This window comes from Streptomyces sp. NPDC046215 (assembly GCF_040646215.1).
Taxonomy (GTDB): domain Bacteria; phylum Actinomycetota; class Actinomycetes; order Streptomycetales; family Streptomycetaceae; genus Streptomyces; species Streptomyces stramineus.
Window position 1 is genome coordinate 1 of sequence record NZ_JBEYZW010000126.1, and the last position, 15,864, is coordinate 15,864.

Annotated in this window: 15 protein-coding genes; 4 read left to right on the top strand and 11 right to left on the bottom strand. The window is 74.8% G+C overall.

All coding sequences use genetic code 11. The annotated features are described in order from the left end of the window. Positions 1-194: 194 nt before the first annotated feature. The 7 genes from ABZ951_RS31755 to ABZ951_RS31785 form a co-directional block, all read right to left on the bottom strand. The gene (locus ABZ951_RS31755; RefSeq protein ID WP_344096643.1) at positions 195-518 is read right to left on the bottom strand and encodes a hypothetical protein; all 324 of its coding nucleotides are present in this window, start codon (positions 516-518) and stop codon (positions 195-197) included. After that, positions 518-2,296 (bottom strand): peroxidase family protein, encoded by a 1,779-nt coding sequence (locus ABZ951_RS31760; protein ID WP_344096645.1) that lies wholly within the window; start codon positions 2,294-2,296, stop codon positions 518-520. The genes ABZ951_RS31755 and ABZ951_RS31760 overlap by 1 nt, the downstream gene beginning before the upstream one ends. 36 nt (positions 2,297-2,332) lie before the next feature. Further along, a complete protein-coding gene (locus tag ABZ951_RS31765; RefSeq protein ID WP_361281467.1) occupies positions 2,333-4,402 on the bottom strand; it encodes a hypothetical protein in 2,070 nt (689 codons plus the stop codon). Further along, positions 4,399-5,811: a cytochrome P450 gene (locus ABZ951_RS31770; protein WP_344096649.1), complete on the bottom strand. Its 1,413-nt coding sequence runs from the start codon at positions 5,809-5,811 to the stop codon at positions 4,399-4,401. The genes ABZ951_RS31765 and ABZ951_RS31770 overlap by 4 nt, the downstream gene beginning before the upstream one ends. Further along, entirely contained in the window at positions 5,808-7,220 is a 1,413-nt protein-coding gene (locus ABZ951_RS31775) for an FAD-linked oxidase C-terminal domain-containing protein (protein WP_344096652.1), read from the bottom strand. Before ABZ951_RS31775 ends, ABZ951_RS31770 begins: the two co-directional genes overlap by 4 nt. 60 nt (positions 7,221-7,280) lie before the next feature. Beyond that, positions 7,281-8,894: a benzoylformate decarboxylase gene (gene mdlC / locus ABZ951_RS31780; protein ID WP_344096654.1), complete on the bottom strand. Its 1,614-nt coding sequence runs from the start codon at positions 8,892-8,894 to the stop codon at positions 7,281-7,283. 340 nt (positions 8,895-9,234) lie between these two features. Then, the gene (locus ABZ951_RS31785) at positions 9,235-9,666 is read right to left on the bottom strand and encodes an SPW repeat protein (protein WP_344096656.1); all 432 of its coding nucleotides are present in this window, start codon (positions 9,664-9,666) and stop codon (positions 9,235-9,237) included. Positions 9,667-9,901: 235 nt separating this feature from the next. Here ABZ951_RS31785 and ABZ951_RS31790 point away from each other — a divergent pair, with 235 nt between their 5' ends. Next, positions 9,902-10,057, top strand: a complete 156-nt coding sequence (locus ABZ951_RS31790; protein ID WP_344096658.1) for a hypothetical protein — start codon at positions 9,902-9,904, stop codon at positions 10,055-10,057. A gap of 15 nt (positions 10,058-10,072) precedes the next feature. On the opposite strand, the gene ABZ951_RS31795 is transcribed toward ABZ951_RS31790, so the two are convergent. From ABZ951_RS31795 to ABZ951_RS31810, 4 genes are read right to left on the bottom strand one after another with little or no spacing between them, the layout of a single operon-like run. Then, entirely contained in the window at positions 10,073-10,936 is an 864-nt protein-coding gene (locus ABZ951_RS31795; RefSeq protein WP_344096660.1) for a biotin-dependent carboxyltransferase family protein, read from the bottom strand. After that, positions 10,933-11,568: a 5-oxoprolinase subunit PxpB gene (gene pxpB, locus ABZ951_RS31800; protein ID WP_344096662.1), complete on the bottom strand. Its 636-nt coding sequence runs from the start codon at positions 11,566-11,568 to the stop codon at positions 10,933-10,935. Before pxpB ends, ABZ951_RS31795 begins: the two co-directional genes overlap by 4 nt. Before the next feature lie 44 nt (positions 11,569-11,612). Further along, positions 11,613-12,413 (bottom strand): 5-oxoprolinase subunit PxpA, encoded by an 801-nt coding sequence (locus ABZ951_RS31805; protein WP_344096664.1) that lies wholly within the window; start codon positions 12,411-12,413, stop codon positions 11,613-11,615. After that, complete coding sequence (locus tag ABZ951_RS31810) at positions 12,410-13,054, bottom strand: GntR family transcriptional regulator (protein ID WP_344096666.1); 645 nt, start codon at positions 13,052-13,054, stop codon at positions 12,410-12,412. The genes ABZ951_RS31805 and ABZ951_RS31810 overlap by 4 nt, the downstream gene beginning before the upstream one ends. Positions 13,055-13,317: 263 nt before the next feature. Here ABZ951_RS31810 and ABZ951_RS31815 point away from each other — a divergent pair, with 263 nt between their 5' ends. From ABZ951_RS31815 to pcp, 3 genes are read left to right on the top strand one after another with little or no spacing between them, the layout of a single operon-like run. Next, positions 13,318-14,010, top strand: coding sequence for a DUF969 domain-containing protein (locus ABZ951_RS31815; RefSeq protein WP_344096668.1), 693 nt, complete (start codon positions 13,318-13,320; stop codon positions 14,008-14,010). Further along, positions 14,007-14,981, top strand: coding sequence for a DUF979 domain-containing protein (locus ABZ951_RS31820; protein WP_344096670.1), 975 nt, complete (start codon positions 14,007-14,009; stop codon positions 14,979-14,981). Before ABZ951_RS31815 ends, ABZ951_RS31820 begins: the two co-directional genes overlap by 4 nt. A 43-nt stretch (positions 14,982-15,024) precedes the next feature. Continuing rightward, positions 15,025-15,669, top strand: coding sequence for a pyroglutamyl-peptidase I (pcp, locus tag ABZ951_RS31825; protein WP_344096673.1), 645 nt, complete (start codon positions 15,025-15,027; stop codon positions 15,667-15,669). Positions 15,670-15,864 lie beyond the last annotated feature (195 nt).

Genomic DNA, 15,864 nt, shown 5'->3' on the forward strand with positions numbered 1-15,864 from the left:
ATTCCGGCCCGTTCGCGCAGTTTGCGCAACTCCGCGCCCAGCCGTCGCTGGCGTGCTGTCGGGCTACTCCTCGGTGGCATCCAACCCCTCCCGTGCGGTTCAGCCGGGCCCCGAAAGGGGCGCGGGGAACTGCGCGGCCGGCCACAACGCACCCGCGGCTGCCGCGCCGCGCGTTCGGCGGAGCGCTCGGCCATTCACCAGATCTGCGCCGAGCCGCCGTTCTCCCGCCGCCTCGCCGCGAGCGCGGCCAGCACCCGCTCATGGTCGGACAGGGCGTCCGCCGCGCGCTCCAGGGAGTGCGCGGCCGTCTCCGCCCGGTCGGCGTGGGCGAGGATCCGCTTCCGCAGCGCCTTGCCCTCCGCCCCCGGCAGCGAGGCCGCACCGGCCCCCGCCCGCAGCCGGCCCGCCTGCTCCCGCAGCCGCCGCGCCTGCTCGCGCACCGGGCCCGACCACTTCTCCCCGGCGTGCTCCACCGCGCCGCCCCTCTCGTCGGTCTTCGTCGGTTCCGCCGGTCCCATCAGCCGATCCCCCCGGGCCGCAGCATCCGCCAGGGCGCGAACACGTTGCGGACCCCGTGCAGCGCCGGGGCGAGCTCCGGATGGTGGCGCAGCAGCACATCCGTCATCCCGGTGCGCTCGATCCACTCCATGCCCTCCGGCGTGTAGATCTCCGGCCGGTAGTCGCTCGTGAAGAACCGGTCGCTCTTCAGCCGCCGGGACGCCATGAGGGTGAAAATCCGGAAGGCCGTGTCGCTGAACGCGAAGCCGCGCGGCCTGGGCTCGGCGTACATCCCCACCATGGTGTCGACCCGGTCCAGGCGTCCGTCGTACACCTCGCGCAGCTCGGCCGCCAGCCCCACGTCCCCGCCCGTCAGCTCCTCGAAGCCGCTGACCGGTGGCCGGTGCAGGGCCGAGCGGAAGGCCGTGTAGCGGGGCACCCCGCGCTCGCGGTCGCGCAGGATGTCCACCGTGCCCACGTCGACGTGCTCCCCGGAGATCCGGGCCAGGTCCCGCAGACAGTCCGGATGGTTGTGCAGGGTGATGTCACCGGGGTTCATGGTGCCGAAGGAGTACAGCAGGTCGGACCAGCCCCAGCGGTCCACCGCCGGCCGGGTGGCCGGCCCGTGGAGCTGCTCGAAGTCCGTCCGCTCGACGAGCGCTCCGGTGCGGTGGGAGTGGATCTCGTACTCGTCCCGGAGCAGCGGGTGCATCCGGTAGGAGGTGACGAACTCCTCGGTCATCGAGAACGGGGCGCTGTGGTGGTCGGTGGGGGAGCCCAGGATGCCGAAGAGGGTCTCGCCCTTGCCGAACCGTCCGATCCTGCCGCGCACCCGGGCCGGGAGCACGCCGTACCAGTTGATGTGCATGGCCGCCCGGGTCACCGGCCGGTCGATCAGCGACGGCGTCCACTCCACCGTGTGGATCTTGGCCATGACGGCGGCGTTGACCAGCCGCGCCGTCTGGAACAGCCGCTCGTCGCCCCAGGTGGGGTGGGCGGCCGCGATCCGGTCGCAGATCGCGTTGTGCTCCTTGGCGAAGAGCGTGTGCAGCAGGGACAGCCCGACCCAGTAGTTGTCGTTGAAGCCGGTGAGATCGATGCCCGACAGGCCGGGCCGCCGCTCGTCGGGCAGCCGCCCCTTCTCCACGGCCAGCTTGCCGCCCTCGCCCGCCCGCAGCGCCCGGCACTGCTCCTCGGTGGAGCCGTAGATCTGCGAGCCGTCCCACCAGTGGCTGACGGTGTTCTCGTAAGTCGGCGGGCGGGTGGTGTCGGTGTGGGAGGTGGGGTCGGGCCGGGAGCGGCGCACCATCATCGGGCAGCGCGGCCAGTCGTCGTCCTCGGCCAGCGGCACGTCCAGCGGCTCGTCGGCCGTGTTGTCACCGTGGCTGAACCAGCCGTGGTTCTGGAACTGGATCCAGGCGGCGGCCAGCATGTTGAGGCCGCGGGCGGGCCGGAAGCCGGACCGGCGGGCCAGCAGCTCCCGGCTGACCTCGCGCGGGCTGGGCGAGAACAGGCCCTTGTCCTCGGGCTCCGGGAAGGTCTCCGGCAGCGCGCAGTTGCGGTCGAAACGGGTGCCCGTGCGGCCCATGTCGACATCGTCCGGGTCATAACCGGAGCCGTCGTAGCTGCGGTACGGCAGCAGCTCGGGGCTCCGCCGGCGCGGCCGCTCACCACCCGCGCCGAAGGTGTCGTGCAGATTGTGCGCGCGCAGCAGCTCCCGCTGTCGTCTGATCTCCAGCAGCGCGAGCGGGAAGGGCAGGGAGTGCCACTCGCGGCGGGGGCGCGGTACGGGCGTCATCGATAGCTCTCCAAGAGGGATTCCTGCACAACGGGTTCAGCGGTCGTGGAGCCGGTGCACGACCGTCTCCTCGACGAGGCCCCGGAAGGGCGTGAGGAGGTCGTCGACCTTGTCGCGCGCCTCGGGGACGATCTTGTCGAGGCTCTGGGCGTAGACGTCCACGTTGTGGCACTGCGGGAAGTCGTGGGTGGGGTCCACCCAGGTGATCTCCAGCCAGTCGGCGGGCACGGGAAAGACCGACACCGGGCTGCGGCCCTCCAGGTTGGGCACCACGTCGTGCTCGTTGACGAGGCTGACGACCCGGGTCCGGGGATCGAGGGGGCGCTTGAAGTCGATCGGCGCGCCCACCGCGACGACGTGCGTCAGCCGCCACCGCTCGTTGACGGCGGGGAGCTCGGCCAGGTTCATCGCCGCGACACCGCCCTGGCTGTGCCCGATCAGCGCGACCTCCGCCCCGACGGGTACCGCCTGGGCGAGGGCCTTGCGGGCGGCCCGGGTGTACGGCGAGTCGTTGCGGCCCACCGCCGTGACCGCGCCGACCAGGTCCTGCGGCGTGGGGTTGCGGGGGAGGCCGAAGGCCATGCCCGGCAGCAGCATCAGATAGCGGGTGATGCCGTCCGGGCCGGTGACGCGCTGGACGAGCGTGCGGCCGTCGTTGCCGAGGGCCGCCAGATTGCGCAGGTGCCCGCTGACGGAGCCGCTGTCGTCCAGCCCGGCCAGAAAGCCCGGGTCCGGCGGCAGGACCTCGGCGCGGCCCGGGCCCCGGTCCCAGCGCGCCCACGTCGCGATGCGGGTGCCCAGCAGCGGATCGCCGTCCGCCCGGGTGCCCTTGACGATGCACCAGGCCGCCTCGTCGTTGAACGGGTTCTCGTCCACGAGCGCGTTCCACGCCATCACCTCGGTGAGGCAGGGCGCGAGCGCGGCGAGGGCCCGCTGGGCGCCCTGCGCCCGGACGTTCTGCCGCAGGATGCGCAGGGCGAGCGTCTGCCTGTCCGCCTCGATGGCGATCAGCATCCGCCGGACGGGCCCCTCCTCGACGAACTCCGGGTGCCGCGCCGCGCACAGCCGGATCCGCAGCTTGAGCGCGGTCACGGCCACGTCCACCGCCAGGTTCGGGCGGCTGGTGAGCACCCCGCCCACCCAGGCCGCCCGGCCCAGCCGGCCGCCGTCCGGCGCGTACCCCAGCCCCGCCGGGTCGAGCAGCGTACGCGCCACGGCACGCAGCGCCCGCGCGCCCCGCACGGGCGAGCGACCGACGGAGGCGAGGAGCGCGGGGTCGGTGGCCACGGCCGTGACGGCACGGGCAACGTCCCGCACCACCCCGGCGGCCTCGCTCAGCGCACGGGCGAGGCCGCCGAGCGGGTCCCCCTCCGCGAGCGGGAGGCCGGCTTCCGGCGGGTCCCCTGCCGGGTCCCCTGCGGGGGGCCGGCGGTGGAGGGCGGCCGGGCCCTCTCCAAAGGGGCCTGCGGGCAGGACGGGCGGACCACCCGGCGCGCCGAGCGCGCCGAGGGCGCCGGCCATGGGCTCCGGGGCGGCCGCCGGCTCGTTCCCGAGGACGCCGACGCCGGGGAGGGCTGTTTCCGGTGGGGTGTCCGGTGCGGTGGCGGGTTGTGGCGCGTTGACGTGCGTGACCGGGCAGCTGGGCGGGGAGTCGGTGTCCACGTGCGTGACCGGGCAGTCGGCCGCGATCCCGGGCGCCCCTGGCGGGGTCTCCGGCGATTCTGCCGCCCCGTCCCCGAGGACGCCGGGAAGGGCCGTTTCCGGCGAGGTGTCCGGTGCGGTGCCGGGCTGTGGCGCGTCGACGTGCGTGACCGGGCAGCCGGGCGGGGTGTCGGGTACCCCGGTCGTGGCCTCCGGCGCGGTGATCGGCTCCGGCGTCGTAGCCGGGGCGGGTGCCGGTTTCACCGCGTGCGGGCCCGTGGCCGGGGCCCGGGTTTCTGCCGGCTCGTCGGCGTGGGCCGCGGACGGGCCCGGGATGCCGGGCGGAGCCCCTGGCGGCGCCGGCGGTTCCGCCGGCCCGGCGGTCCCCGCACCGGGTGCCCCGGGCAGGGCCCCCGCCGGGGGTTCCGGTGTCGGTTCCGGCGTGACGTCGCTGTCGGTGGTCATGCGTCCTCCTTCGGGCGGACGGCCCGGATGCCGATCCGCAGGCGCGTCGCGTCGAAGGTGTGCGGCAGCGGCTTCCCGGGGCTCAGCCGCACCCCTGCCACGGCCGGCGTGCCGCCGCGCAGCAGTTCGGCGAGGAAACCGGTGGCCAGCTGGAGGCCCAGTTCCATGCCGCTGCACTGGGCCTCGCCCCGGCTGAACGGGCTGATGGCCCAGTCGTTCGCGGCGGTCCCGTCCAGCCATTTCTCCGGCGCGAACCGGTGCGCGAAAGCGATCCGTTCGCCGTCGCGCGCGTGGAACCCGGCGGGCACCAGGACGTTGACGCCCCCGGGCACCGCGACCTCCCGCCAGCGGGTCTCGGCGGTCGTCCGCCGCATCAGGCTGGGGACGGGCGGCCACAACCGGGCCGCGTCCTGGACGCAGGCCCGCAGGTACGGCATGTCCATGAACCCGGCCACGGTGCGCGCCCCGTGCTCCCGGTCGGCGGCCTCGAGCTCCGCGCGGGCCCGCTCCAGCTGCCGCGGGTGCGAGGCGAGCAGGGTCAGAGCCTGTACGACGGCCGAGTGCACCACGGCCAGCGCCATGAACCAGTGGGTGACCTGCCCCTCGGGAGCGGTCTCGGGTTCCTTGCGGGTCGTGGGGAACAGCCCGGCCAGGCTGCGGGGGTCCGCCTCGCCCAGGTAGCGGGCCTGACGCTGCATCATGCGGCGCCGGGTCCGGCGGGTGGCGGCGGCGCGCCAGGGCCGGGCGCCCATCCAGTTGGCCTCCGCGAGCAGTTCGCCCAGCAGCCGGGAGAACTCCGTATCGTCCGCGGCCGCCTCGCCCAGGAAGCAGCGCCGCCCCACGCGCTCCAGGCCCGCCCGGAGCGCGGCCCCGTCGAGCCCGGCCTCCGCCCGGGGGCCCAGCAGGGCGGCGGCCTCCTCGCCGGCGACCCGCAGGAAGTGGTCCGCGAGGCGGTGCACGGGACAGCCGGCGTCCAGGATCGCGTCGTTGAACGCCCGGCGCACCGTGCGCTGCCGGCCGTGCGAGGCGATGAGGGCCTCGGGCTGGACGGCCGCGAAGCCGGACACCTTCTCCCGGGTGTCGACGGCGTAGACCTCCACCGGCCCGGCCAGCACCTGTTCCGCGTCCTCGGCGTCCAGGACGAGGAGGGTGGGCCCGGCGCTGCCGCGCACCATGACCGGGCCGCGCCCGTGGCGGCGGCGCAGCCCGCGCAGCGTCTCGTGCCCGCGCCGGGCGGCGTCGGCCCGGGCCATGAGCGCGGCGAGCCGGGGCCGGCCCCGGAAGACGCCCTTGAGGTAGTTGGGGAGGAGGTAGGTCAGGGCGAGCCGCAGGTTCTCGCCCGCCGACGCGACGGGCAGGGTGTCGCCGCGGCGCGGGGCGGCGGCCGGGCCGCCGTTCGGGTGGTTCATGCCAGGACCTTCCCGGGGTTGAGCAGGCCCTCGGGGTCGAGGAGCCGCTTGATGTCCTGGTGCAGCCGCAGACTGCGGGCGGGCAGTTCGCGGGCCAGCCAGTCACGCTTGAGGGTGCCGACCCCGTGTTCGCCGGTGATCGTGCCGCCCAGCTCCAGGCCGGCGGCCATGATCGCGTCGTAGGCTTCCTCGGCCCGCCGGACGGCGCCGGGGTCGGAGCGGTCGAAGACGACCGTCGGGTGGAGGTTGCCGTCCCCGGCGTGGCCGACCGTGGAGATGTAGAGCCCGTACTCGCCGGCGATGGTCTCGATCCGGTCGATGAGGGCCGTCAGCCGGGCGCGCGGCACGGCGACGTCCTCGATGAACGCCGTCACCTCCCCGGGCAGTGACGTGGCGCGGGCGCTCAGCGCGGGCAGCACCATCCGCCGGGCGTCGAGGACCTGCCGGGACTGTCCGGCGTCCTCGGCGGCGGTGACGGACAGGGCGTTCGCGCCGTGGCACAGGCCGGCCATCGCCCGCACCTCGGCGGCGGCGTCGGGGGAGTCGCTGGCCACGATGAGGGTCGCCGCGGCGTCGCCCTCGCCCCGGGCCAGCAGCGGGTGGCCGAGCGCGGCCACCGCCTCGGTGGTGGTCCGGTCCAGGAGTTCCAGGGCGGACGGGAGGTGGCCTTCGCGGATGATCGCCGCCACGGCCTCGCCCGCGTCGGAGGTGGACGGGAACCGGGCCAGCAGGGCGAGCGCGGGCGGCGGGGGCGGGCGCAGGGCCAAGGTGGCCTCGACGATGACGCCGAGGGTGCCCTCGGAGCCGACGAACAGCCGGGTGAGGTCGTACCCGGCGACCCCCTTGACCGTGCTCCGCCCCACGCGCAGCACCTCGCCGTCGGCCAGGACGACCGTCAGCCCGAGGACGTAGTCGGCGGTGACCCCGTACTTCACGCAGCAGAGCCCGCCCGCGCCGGTGGCGATGTTGCCGCCGATGGTGCACACCTCCCAGGACGCCGGGTCCGGCGGGTAGCACAGGCCCTGTTCGGCGACGGCCGCCGCGAGGTCGGCGGTGATCACCCCGGGTTCGCAGCGCACCAGCCGGTTGGCGGTGTCGATCTCCAGGACGCGGTCCATCCGGACCATGGAGAGCAGCACACAGCCGTCCACGGCGTTGGCGGCACCGGCGAGGCCCGTCCTGGCCCCCTGGGGGACGAGGGGAACGCCGAACGCCCGGGCGGTGCGCACCACGTGCTGGACCTGTCCGACGGTCTCGGGGCGCACCACGGCCGCGGGCCGGCCCGCCGCGCAGAACGGCGCGGAATCGCGGCTGTGCAGGTCGAGTTCGTCGTCCCCGGTCAGTACGGCCCCGGCGGGCAGCCCTTTGCTCAGGGCCGCGAGCAGGGGTTTTTCGACGGATACGGTCATCGGCAACTCCAGGGAGCGGGCGCGCGGAAGCCCGGCGAGCGGCGGGCGAGCGGGGCGGGGTCAGAGAGAGGGCGGCACGGTCGTGATCGGGGCCTCGATCAGCACCGGGCCGTCGGCTGCGGCGGTGGACGCGGCCACCAGGGCAGCGAGGTCGTCGGGGCCGGTGGCCCGGTGGGCGGTCACGCCGTAGCCGCGGGCGAGCGCGCACAGGTCGAGGCCGGGGAGGTCCAGGCCGGGCACACCGGGGGTGTTCTCGAACCGTCCGAACCACTTGAGGATCGCGTACTCCTGATTGGCCGGGACGACGAACGTCACCGGGGCGCGGTAGGCGGCGGCCGTCCACAGCGCCGTGATCGCGTACTGCGCGGAACCGTCGCCGACGACCGCGACCACCGGGCGCTCCGGCCGTCCCAGCTGCGCGCCCACGGCCGCCGCGAGGCCGAAGCCCAGCCCGCCGCCGGTGGTGGTCAGGAAGGAGTTGGGCCGCCCGACGCGGACCAGGTCGCGGAAGACTTGCAGGTTGGAGGGGGACTCGTTGACCCACAGGGTGTCCGGCGGTGCGGCGCTCGCGACGGCGGCCAGCGCGGCGACCGCGGACATGGGCTCGGTGACGGCCTCCGCCGGGCGCTCCGCCGGTCGCCGGAGGCCCCCGGCCGGCGGTCCGTCCGCCTTCGCGACGAGCTCGGTGAGGCGTTCCAGGGTGGGCCGCAGCCCCGCGACGAGCGCGTCGCCCACGGGGGCGCGCGCCGCTTCCCCGGGGTCGCTGGTCAGCAGCACCAGCTCGGCCCCGGCGGGCAGCACCGGCCCGGCCACGTAGGGGTAGTAGCGGAAGACGGGTGCCCCGGCCACCAGGACCAGGTCGTGTCCCTCCAGGGTCTTGGCCAGGGGCGCCAGCGCGGCGGGCAGCACACCCCGGTAGAGCGGGTGGTCCTCGGGGAAGCCGACCCGGCCCTCCACGGGGGAGGCCCACACCGGCAGCCCGCGCCGTTCCGCGAGCGCCACCGCGGCGTCCCAGGCGCCCTCGGCGTCGACCGAACCGCCCGTCACCAGCACGGGGTTGACGGCCTCGTCCAGCCGCCGGGCCAGTGCCTCGACGGCGGGCCCGGCCGCCGCGGTGGCGTCGCTCACCCGCCGCCGCGCCGCCTGCCGGGCGGCGGCCGCCCCGGCCTCGTCCAGCTCGACGTCGAAGTCGTCCATCGGCAGGGAGAGGAACACCGGCCCCCGGGGCGCCGTCTCGGCGATGTGGAAGGCGCGGGCCAGGGCGGCGGGCACGTCCTCGGGGCGCGGTGGCTCGTACGCCCACTTGACGGCGGGCCGGGGCAGGGTCGTGGCGTCGACGTTGGTCAGCAGCGCCTCCATCGTCATCATCGCCCGGACCTGCTGCCCGGCCGTGACGACCATGGGGGTGTGGTTGGCGGCGGCGTTGAGGACGGCGCCCATGGCGTTGCCGACGCCGGGGGCCGTGTGCAGGTTGACCAGCGCGGTGGTCCCGGTGGCCTGGGCGAAGCCGTCGGCCATGCCGACGACCACGGCCTCCTGGAGCCCGAGGACGTAGCGGAAGTCGTCCGGGAAGTCCTGGAGGAACGGCAGTTCGGTGGAGCCCGGGTTGCCGAACACGGTCGTGACTCCGCGGGACCGCAACAGCGCGTATACGGCAGCGCGAACGGTCGTCATGCTGCGTTCCTCCTGGGGGCGATGTGATCGGAGAAGCAATCAGGGAGATCAGGGAGAGGGGAGCATTGCCCATTCCCGCCTACCGGAGTCATTACTTCCGAAGATCACTCGACTTTTCATTCCCCAGGGTGAACGGCCTTTGCGGCGTTGCCGTTCGAGTGGGCCGCGCCCATGCCGGAGCCGGGTACGGCTCGGCCCCGCCACCCGGTGAGCCCGGGGGCGGGGCCGTGCCGGCTCCGGCCGATGGGCGGGAATCGGCCTGGTCCTGGGACACCGAGAGCGGATGCGGACCGGACGGGCCGCGCCTGCCGGCGCGCGCTCGGCGCTTCCGCCCCGGTGCTCAGCGTCGTGCCCGTGCCATGCCCATGGCCGCCAGGGCGAGGGCGCACAGGCACGCCAGCACGCCGACGATGACGTTGCTGACGTTGGCGCGGGTGGCGAACTGGTGGCCGGAGACGATCCAGGGGCACATGATCGTCCACGCGCCGAGGGCCAGCGCGGCCCAGCTCATGGCGTGGGTGCGTTCGTACGCCGGCCCGTAGCCGCTGACCAGGGCGGCGAAGGCGATGCCCACGATCGCGTTGTTGACGGCCAGTGTGGTGGAGCCGTTGAATCCCACGATCCACGGGGAGGCGGCGAGGTAGATGCCGCAGAGCACGGCGAGTGCCTCGACGCCCTGGGCGACGGGGGTCGCCGTGGTCTCTTCGGAGTGGGCCCGGAGCGCCACGATGTCCGGGTGGTGATCGATCCGGGGCGACGTCGGTGCGGTCACGTCGGCCACCTTCTTTCAGTGTCATTGCGGACCTTCCTGCATTTTATCCCCGATAGGCCTATTTGCCACCTGAATGGCGGTAGCGCACATCTGGCGATATCCGGTGTGGTGGCGCCCGGTTTCCTCACGTCACCCTTGAGACACCGGGACGTCGCTTTCCGGACGCCTCCACGGGAAGCGCCATCGGACGGACCGGGCGAACGCACCGGGGGAACAACCAGGAAAGGGCGTCGTCGTGGAGCAGCTCAAAGGTCAGGGCGACCGCGCGCCGGGTCGCGGTGAGGTACTCGAGGAGACCGCGCGGGCCCGTCGCGCCGTGCAGGGCGAGGGACCCGAAGGGGCCAAGGAGGAGGCGGACCCCGAGTCGCACATCATCCGCGGTATCGACTGAGGCGGCCGGTGCGGTTCAGGCCCGCACGGGCACGAACCGCACCGGAGTACCGGGCACGGCCTGGGCCGCCGCAGCCAGCGAGGGCTCGGGCACGACCCCCACCACCGGGTAGCCCCCGGTCGTCGGATGGTCGGCGAGGAAGACCACGGGACACCCGTCCGGCGGTACCTGGACGGCGCCGAGGACCATCCCCTCGCTGGGGAGTTCGCCCTCCCTGGCGCGGGCCAGCGGTGGCCCCTCGGTCCGCAGGCCGATACGGTTGCTCGCCGCCGAGACCCGGAAGCCGGTGCCCGCCAGGGCGCGCAGCGCGCCGGGGGTGAACCAGTCGTCGCGCGGGCCGAGGACCACCGGGAGGACGAGCCCGCCGACCGGCTCGCCCGCCCACGGCACGGCGTCGGCACCGGCGGACGGGCCGTGGGGCGTGCCGAGCGGCAGGGTGTCACCGTCCGTCAGCGGCTCCGGCCCCAGGCCCGAGAGCAGGTCCCGGGAGCGGCTGCCGAGGACGGGCTCCGCGGCGACGCCGCCCGCGAAGGCCGCGTAGCCGCGGAGCCCGCGGGTGGCGGCGCCGATCTCCAGCACGGCCCCCGCCGGCACCCGCACCGGCGCGCCCCACGCGACCGGGCGGCCGTCGACGCGCACCGGGCACGGCGCTCCGGTCACCGCGGCCGTCACCGCCGTGGCCGCGCGCACGGCGCACCCGTTGACGGTGGTCTCCAGCGTGGCGCACTCCGCCGGATTGCCGACCAGCCGGTTGGCCAGCCGGTGCGCGGGCTCGTCGAGCGCCCCCGAGCGCCCGACGCCCAGGTGGGCGTGGCCCGGCCGGCCGAGGTCCTGGACGGTGGTGAGCGCCCCCGCCCGGACGACCGTCAGCGCGCTCATGCGCTCACCTCGAACCGCACCCGGGTGCCCGGCGCCAGCAGCGCGGCGGGCTCCCGCGCGGCGTCCCACAGGACGGCGTCCGTCCGGCCGACGAGCTGCCAGCCGCCGGGGGAGGAGCGCGGGTAGACGCCGGTGTACGGGCCGGCCAGGCCCACCGACCCGGCGGGCACGGCGGTGCGCGGGGTGGCCCGGCGCGGCACGTGCAGCCGCTCCGGCAGGCCCGTCAGATAGCCGAAACCGGGCGCGAAACCACAGAAGGCCACCCGGAATTCGAGGCCCGAGTGGATCCGCGCGACATCCTCCTCGGCAACGCCCCACAGGGCCGCGACCTCGGCGAGGTCGGCACCGTCGTAACGGACGGGCAGGACGACCGGTTCGCCGTCGGCGGCCGTCAGCGGCGGCACCCGCCAGCCGGCGATGTCCCCGGCGAGGGCTTCGGGTTCGTCCAGCCCGTCGAGCAGCACGGTGCGCGCCGCCGGGACGATCTCCCGCACCGGCGGCAGGGCCCCGGCGGCCCGCCGGCGCAGCAGCTCGGCGTGCAGGGCCTGAGCCTCGTCGGCGGTGGCGACCTCCACGAGCAGCGCGTGCCGCCCGACGGTCAGGACGCGGGGGGCGCCGGTGTCACCCGCCACGGCAACTCCCGCGGTCCCGGCCCGCCGACCGGCGGGGAAGGCGCTCACGCGAACGCCTTCAGCCGGACCCCCGCCGCCTCCAGTGCGGCGCGTACCCGCCTGGCGAGCTCCGCGGCGCCGGGCGTGTCGCCGTGCAGGCACAAAGAGCGGGCGCGCACGGTGATCTCCTCGCCCGTGAGGGCGGTGACGGCCGCGTCGCGGGCGAAGCGCACCGACCGCGCGACGACGGCGTCGGGGTCGAGGACCACCGCGCCGGGGGAGCGGCGGGGCACGAGCGTGCCGGCGGCCGTGTACGCGCGGTCGCCGAACGCCTCGGCGACCACCGGCAGCCCGGCCTCCGCCGCCGCCTCGTGCAGCCGTGACCCGGGCAGCCCGAGGACGGGCAGGGTCCCGCCCGCGCGCAGCACACCCGTCACCACGGCGGCCGCCTGCCCGGCGTCGGTGACCGTGCGGTTGTACAGCGCCCCGTGCGGCTTCACATAGCTGACGTCCGACCCCGCGGCCCGGGCGAACACCCGCAGCGCCCCCACCTGATAGGTGATTTCGTCGGCGAGCTCGTCCGGCGGCACGTCCATGGCCCGCCGCCCGAAGCCGGCGAGGTCGCGGTAGGAGACCTGCGCGCCGATGCGCACCCCGAGTCCGGCGGCGCGCTCGCACACCCGCCGCATGGTCGACGGGTCGCCGGCGTGGAAGCCGCAGGCGACATTGGCGCTGGTGACGACCGACAGCAAGGCGTCGTCGTCCGTGAGCTGCCAGCGCCCGAACCCCTCGCCCAGGTCGGCGTTGAGGTCGATCACGGCTTCGCCGGCGGCCCGGGCTCCGGCCGTTCCGTGGGTTCCTGTCATGTGGCTGCCTCCCGCATCGCGTCAAGGATGAGCTGTCGGGCGTCATCCAAATAGGTGGTCAACTCGGCTTCGGCGCTCCCGTACGCGCCCTGCTCCAGCAGCTCGGCCAGGGCCCGGTTCCGCGCCAGGAACGCCTGGTGGAAGAGGCGGGGCGACGGCATCGCGTGGAAGGCCAGGCGCAGTTCGGCCAGCAGCCGGTCCATGGCGGCGTCGATGCGCGGGCTGCCGCTCAGGGCGGCCAGCGCCCGGTGGAAGGCCAGGTCGGCCGAGCCCACGCCCCGCCAGTCGCCGTCCGCGGCGGCCCGCTCGGCCCGGTCCACGGCGTCGGTGACGGCCGCGCGCAGGGCCCGCGGCGCGCCGGCGGCAGCCCGGACGCCCGCGGTTTCCAGGGCGCCGCGCACCCGGTAGATGTCGGTGACGTCGGCGCTCTCCAGGACGCGGACGAACACGCCGCGGTTGAGCCGGTGCACGACCAGGCTCTCGTGGACGAGCAGCCGGAACGCCTCGCGCAGGGTGTTGCGCGAGACCCCGATGTCCCGGCCGAGGGCCTCCTCCGACAGCTGCGTGCCGGGCGGCAGGCCGCCGTCCTCGATGCGGTCGCGCAGCGCGTCAGCCACGCGCTGCGCGGTGGAGCGGGCCATGGCGTCTCCCCGTGGTGCGGCGGTGCGAACGCCGGGTGCCGGGAGGGCTCCGGACGTTCGAGGGCGGGTGGGGCGGCCGGCGAACCCGCCGGCGCACCGGCCCGGTGCGCGCGGCGTGCCGGGCGGCCGGGTGAGGACGGGTGGCGCGGGCGGGCAAGCAATCGCCGGGTCAAGCCTCTTGAGGATTGTTGAACAATATCTTAGCCTCCTCGCCAGTGACCTCGCCCGATCGAGCGAGGTCCGGGCCCCGGAAGGCTGGGCGCATGATCGTTCTCCTGGGCGTCCTCGTGGTCGTCGTCGGCTTCGCCACGAGACGCAACCCCCTGCTGGTGGTCGGCGTGGCCGGCATCGCCACCGGGCTGCTCGGCGGCCTGTCGCCCCAGCGCATCCTGGCCGCCTTCGGCGAGGGCTTCGCCTCCAGCCGCGCGGTGACGATCTTCGTGATCACCCTTCCCGTCATCGGCCTCCTGGAGCGCTACGGCCTCCAGGAACAGGCCCGCCGGCTGATATCCCGCTTCGGGACCCTGACCACCGGCCGCTTCCTCGCCCTCTACCTCCTGCTCCGGCAGATCACCGCCGCCGTGGGCGTCAAGGACGTTCTCGGCCATGCCCAGACCGTCCGCCCCCTGGCCGCCCCGATGGCCGAGGGCGCGGCCGAGCGCCGCCACGGGCCGCTGTCGGCCAGGACGCGCGAGAAGGTGCGGTCCTTCGCCGCCAGCGCCGACAACGTCGGCCTGTTCTTCGGAGAGGACGTCTTCCTGGCCGTCGGCTCGATCCTGCTCATCACCGGCTTCGTCAACACCACCTACCAGACCCACCTCGAACCGCTCAGCCTGGCGCTGTGGGCCGTCCCGACCGCGCTGTGCGCCCTCGCCGTCCACGGCTGGCGGCTGCTGCGCCTGGACCGCACCCTGGAACGCGCGGCGGCCGGGGAACGCAAGGAGGCCGCCGGATGATCAGGGCGGAGTGGTTCTACTGGCTCGTCGGCGCCATCTTCCTGATGATGGCCGCCCAGATGCTCACCGACCGCAGCAACCCCAAGCGCCACGGCACCGCCGCCTTCTGGGGGCTGCTCGGGCTCGGCTTCGTCTACGGCACCTGGGTCGTCGACAAATCGGCACCGGCCGAACCGCTCGGCGTCGCCGTCCTCGCCATGGTCTGCCTCGCGGGCTTCGGCTTCACCGGGCGCGGCACCTCCCGCACCACCACCCCCGAACAGCGGGAGGCGAGCGCGCGGCGCCACGGCAACAAGCTGTTCGTCCCCGCCCTCACCATCCCCGCCGTCGCCCTGGTCTGCGCCGTCGGCATCAAGGAGCTCTCGCTGCCCTTCGGCGGCGGGCCCGTCCTCCAGAAGGGCAGCGAGACCATCCTGGGCCTGGGCATCGGCTCGGTGGCCGCCCTCGCCGTCGCCATGGTGATGCTGCGCGAGAAGCGGATCACGACCCCGCTCCACGCCGGACGCTCGATGCTGGAGTCCATGGGCTGGGCCATGCTGCTGCCCCAGCTGCTCGCCACGCTCGGCACCATCTTCTCCGTCGCCGGGGTCGGCGACCAGGTCCGCAGGATCACCACGTCGGTGCTCCCCGACCACTCCCTCTACCTCGCCGTGGTCGTCTACTGCGTCGGGATGTTCCTCTTCACCGTCATCATGGGCAACGGCTTCGCGGCCTTCCCCGTGATGACCGCCGCCGTCGGCTGGCCCGTCCTGGTGGCGCAGGAGCACGGCAACCCCGCAGCCGTCCTCGCCATCGGCATGCTGGCGGGCTTCTGCGGCACCCTCGTCACCCCCATGGCCGCGAACTACAACATCGTGCCCGCCGCCCTGCTGGAGCTGACGGACCAGTACGGTCCGATCAAGGCCCAACTGCCCACCGCCGTGGCGCTCCTCGGCTGCAACATCGTGATCATGGCCTTGTTCGCCTTCTGAGCCGGCTTCCTCAGCCCGCCCCCCGACCCACCAGGGAGCAGTGATGACCCGGGTACTGCTGACCGGATTCGAACCCTTCGACGGGGAGAGCGTGAACCCCTCCTGGCAGGCCGTCCGGGCCGTCGCCGACACCCCGCCGGCGGGCATCGACATCACCGCCGTCCAACTGCCCTGCGTCTTCGGGGCGGCCCTCGACACCCTGCGCGAAGCCGTCACCCGGACCGACCCGGACCTCGTCCTGTGCGTCGGCCAGGCCGGCGGGCGCCCCGACCTCACCGTCGAACGCGTCGCCGTCAACATCGACGACGCCCGCCTCCCCGACAACGCCGGCGCGCGGCCCGTCGACGAACCCGTCGTCCCCGGCGGCCCGGCCGCCTACTTCGCCACGCTCCCCGTCAAGCGCTGCGTCGCCGCTCTCCGGGAAGCGGGCCTGCCCGCCTCCGTCTCCCAGACCGCCGGCACCTTCGTCTGCAACCACGTCTTCTACGGACTGATGCACCTCGCCGCCACCGAACGCCCTGCCCTGCGCGGCGGGTTCGTGCACGTTCCGTACGCGCCCGGACAGGTCACCGACCGGGCCCTGCCGTCACTCCCCGTGGCCGTCACGGCCGAAGGGCTGCGTGTGATCACGGTCACCGCGGCCCGCCACACGGGTGACATCCGGGCGGCCGGCGGGGCCCTTCACTAGGCGTGAACGGCGGGGCGCGGGGGGTGCACCACCGCTGCGCGGAGGTGTCCTCAAGCTCCCCCAGCTAACGCTGGGAGGTGCCCCCGGACGGGCTGCTGTGCCTTGTCCTCAAGCGCCGGACGGGCTGAATAGCCCGTCCGGCGCTTGAGGACGCGCCCGCAGGGCGCTCGCCGCCGCAGGCGGCAACGACGGACG